The 3,315-nt window shown below is 72.4% G+C and carries 2 protein-coding genes and 1 pseudogene; all 3 read left to right on the forward strand.

Annotated elements, in window-relative coordinates:
• Window positions 1-172 (forward strand): annotated as a pseudogene (cpsB, locus tag AC1DXK_RS30580) (mannose-1-phosphate guanylyltransferase/mannose-6-phosphate isomerase); the annotation flags it as partial.
• A 317-nt stretch (window positions 173-489) separates the two neighbouring features.
• A complete protein-coding gene (gpmI, locus tag AC1DXK_RS30585; protein WP_457108824.1) occupies window positions 490-2,001 on the forward strand; it encodes a 2,3-bisphosphoglycerate-independent phosphoglycerate mutase in 1,512 nt (503 codons plus the stop codon).
• Between the two features lie 133 nt (window positions 2,002-2,134).
• A partial coding sequence (locus tag AC1DXK_RS30590) for a lipopolysaccharide biosynthesis protein (protein WP_477299678.1) occupies window positions 2,135-3,315 on the forward strand: 1,181 nt, incomplete at its 3' end.

Below are 3,315 nucleotides of genomic sequence, written 5' to 3' on the forward strand. Positions count from 1 at the left end.
CGACGACCGGATCGTGCTGGTCCACGAGAACGAGGCGGTCTACCTGCCGATCGGCTCGATGCATCGCCTGGCCAATCCGGGCAAGATCCCCCTGGAGCTGATCGAGGTCCAGGTCGGATCCTACACCGGCGAGGACGACATCATCCGCGTCGAGGATATCTACGGACGCTGAGGGCGCAGGCCCTGGCCGGGCGTCGATAAACCCGGTCTGGCGGCCGGTCCGGGGATCCCTGCCACCCCCATCGGAGATCGAGGCGGTAACCCGTCGCCGCCGGCTCCACGAGGGGCCATTGCCACGTCCCAATCCGGGGCGCGTCCAGGGCATGCCGGCCCCCGAACGCTCGCGCGCATCCGTAGCCCCTTCCCCGCCCGGGGCGGTGGTCTCGCGCCGCCAAGGCGATTATCGACACGCGCACGCATTCCGCCGCGCCCGGCGCGCGGCCGCCCAGGAGAATTGTGACCGTGCCCGACAGCACCCCGCGTCCCGTGATGCTCGTGATCCTCGACGGCTGGGGCCTGCGGGACGCGGTGGCCGACAACGCCGTCCACCAGGCCAAGACGCCGGTCTTCGATGCCTTGATGCGCGAGCGTCCCCGGGCACGGCTGACGACCTTCGGCGCCGATGTCGGCCTGCCCGAGGGGCAGATGGGCAATTCCGAGGTCGGACACCTCAACATCGGGGCGGGTCGCGTGGTTCTGCAGGACCTGCCGCGCATCGACACCGCCGTCGCCGACGGGTCGCTCGCCCGGAATCCGGCCCTGATCCGGTTCGTCGAGACCCTGCGCGCATCGGGGGGCACCTGCCACCTCGTCGGCCTGCTGTCGCCGGGCGGGGTCCATGCCCATCAGGACCATGCCGTGGCGCTGGCGCGCGTGCTGGTCGGGGCGGGGATCCCGGTCCGCCTCCACGGCTTCACCGACGGGCGCGACATGCCGCCCCGCTCGGCGGCCACCTGCATCGCCGATGTGGAGGCCACCCTTCCCCGGAGCGCGCGCATCGGCACCCTGTGCGGCCGCTATTTCGGAATGGACCGCGACCGGCGCTGGGAGCGGGTTCAGACGGCCTACGACGCCCTTACCGAGGCGCGCGGAACCCGGTTCGCCCGAGCCGGGCAGGCGATCGCCGCGTCCTACGCCCAGGACGTGTCGGACGAGTTCATGCGGCCGGCCATCATCGGCGACTATGCCGGCATGCAGGACGGCGACGGCCTGCTGTGCTTCAACTTTCGGGCCGACCGGACCCGGCAGATCCTGGAGGCGCTCCTCGACCCGGCCTTCGCGGGCTTCCCCCGCACCCGGATGGTCCGGTTCGCCGCGGCCCTGGGGATCGTCCAGTACAGCGTCGAGATCGACGCCTTCGCCGAGACCCTGTTCGGAGCCCTCGACCTGCCCAACGGGCTCGGCGAGACCGTGGCGCGGGCCGGGCGCACGCAGCTGCGCATGGCCGAGACCGAGAAGTACCCGCACGTCACCTACTTCATGAACGGCGGCCGTGAGGCGCCCTTCGAGGGGCAGGACGCGGTCCTCGTACCCTCGCCGAAGGTCGCCACCTACGACCTCCAGCCGGAGATGTCGGCGCCCGAACTCACCGACCGCGCCGTGGAGGCGATCGGCGCCGGGCGCTACGACCTCATCATCCTGAATTTCGCCAACCCCGACATGGTCGGCCATACCGGCAGCCTCGCGGCCGCCGTGACGGCGGTGGAGACCGTCGATGCCTGCCTCGGCCGCGTCGTCGAGGCGGTGACGGCGCAGGGCGGGGCGCTGCTGGTGACCGCCGACCACGGCAATTGCGAGATGATGCGCGATCCCGAGACCGGCGAGCCCCACACCGCCCACACCCTCAACCCGGTGCCGGCCATGCTCATCGGCGTCGACGGCGTGTCCCTGGCCGACGGGCGGCTGGCCGACGTGGCGCCGACGCTCCTCGACCTGATGGGGCTCGACCAGCCGGCCGAGATGACCGGAGCCTCCCTGATCCGGAAGCGGGGCCAGGGCTGAGAACCTGGGTCGGCGGCACGCCGCCTGCACGGCCCGGGCTGTCATGCACGCCGTCCCTGCGTTACGTCCCGCCACGAAGCCGGTCTGTCCCAGCGTGGTGCGAGGTCGTGGTGCGTCTGACCGGTTCTAGGACATGATCGCCCGCCACAGCCTGATCTATGTCGGCTCCCGGGGCTTCGCGGCGGCCCTGAACATGGCCTCCGTGGCGGTGTTCACGCGGCTGGCGCCCGTGGAGAGCTACGGCACCTACCTGTACGTCCTGTCCTGGGCGCTGGTCCTCTACGGGGCGACCTGCCAGTGGCCGAAATTCGCGTTCTTCGCCCTCTACGACGAGGCGCGCGAGCCCGCGCAGGTCGGCACCGTGGTGCGGATCCTGGGCGGCACGCTGCTGCTCGCCGGGCTCGGCAGCGCGCTGGCCGCCGCCCTCGGGCTGATGCCGGCGCGGATGGCGGCCGCGATCCTGGCGCTCGCCTTCGGCACCACCCTGTTCGAGGGCTCCACCGAGATCGCCCGGACCCGCCTCCGGGCCGGGGCGGTGGCGGCCTCGGTGATGAGCCGGGCCGTCCTGATCCTCGCCCTCGGCAGCGCGGCGCTGCATCTCTCGCAGGATCCGCTGCATCTCGCCTTCGCGGTGGCGGCCGCGAACGCCCTCGCCTCGCTCCCGGCCGCCGCCACGATCGCCCCGATGATGCCCGGCCGCGGCAGCCGGGCCGAGGCCCTGCGGCTGTTCGCCTACGGCTGGCCGCTGGTCCTGTCCTTCGGGACGGCGGCGCTCGCCCAGAGCCTCGACCGGCTGATCATCGCCAAGACGGTGGGGCCGGCGGGGCTCGGCGCCTACGGGGCGCTGGCCGACTTCCTGAAGCAGAGCTTCATCGTGTTCGGCGAGGCGATCGCCCTGTCGCTGATCTCCATCGCCAAGCGCGAGGCGCGGGTGGGGGGGATGGCGGCCGCCTCCGGGGTGCTGGGCGATGCCGCCCGGGCGATGACCCTGATCGCGGCCTTCGGGGCGGTGTTCTTCCTGTGCTTCGACGATCTGGTCGTGGCGGTGCTGCTCGGACCCGCCTACCGGGCCGAGGCGCGGGAACTCGCCCCGGTGCTGATCCTGGCCTCCATCCTGATGATGTTCCGCGCCTACTATTTCGGGCAGGTGATCTATTTCACCCGCTCCAGCGGCCTGGAGGCGGCCGCCGCCTTCGCGACCCTCGCCGCCGTCGCCGCGCTGTCGCTCCTGCTGATCCCGCGCCTCGGCGCCGCCGGGGCGGCCCTCGCCTTCGCGGGCGGTCAGAGCGCGGCCTGCCTCGTGCTGGTGCTGGG

The organism is Methylobacterium sp. P3_A11, from assembly GCF_056403155.1.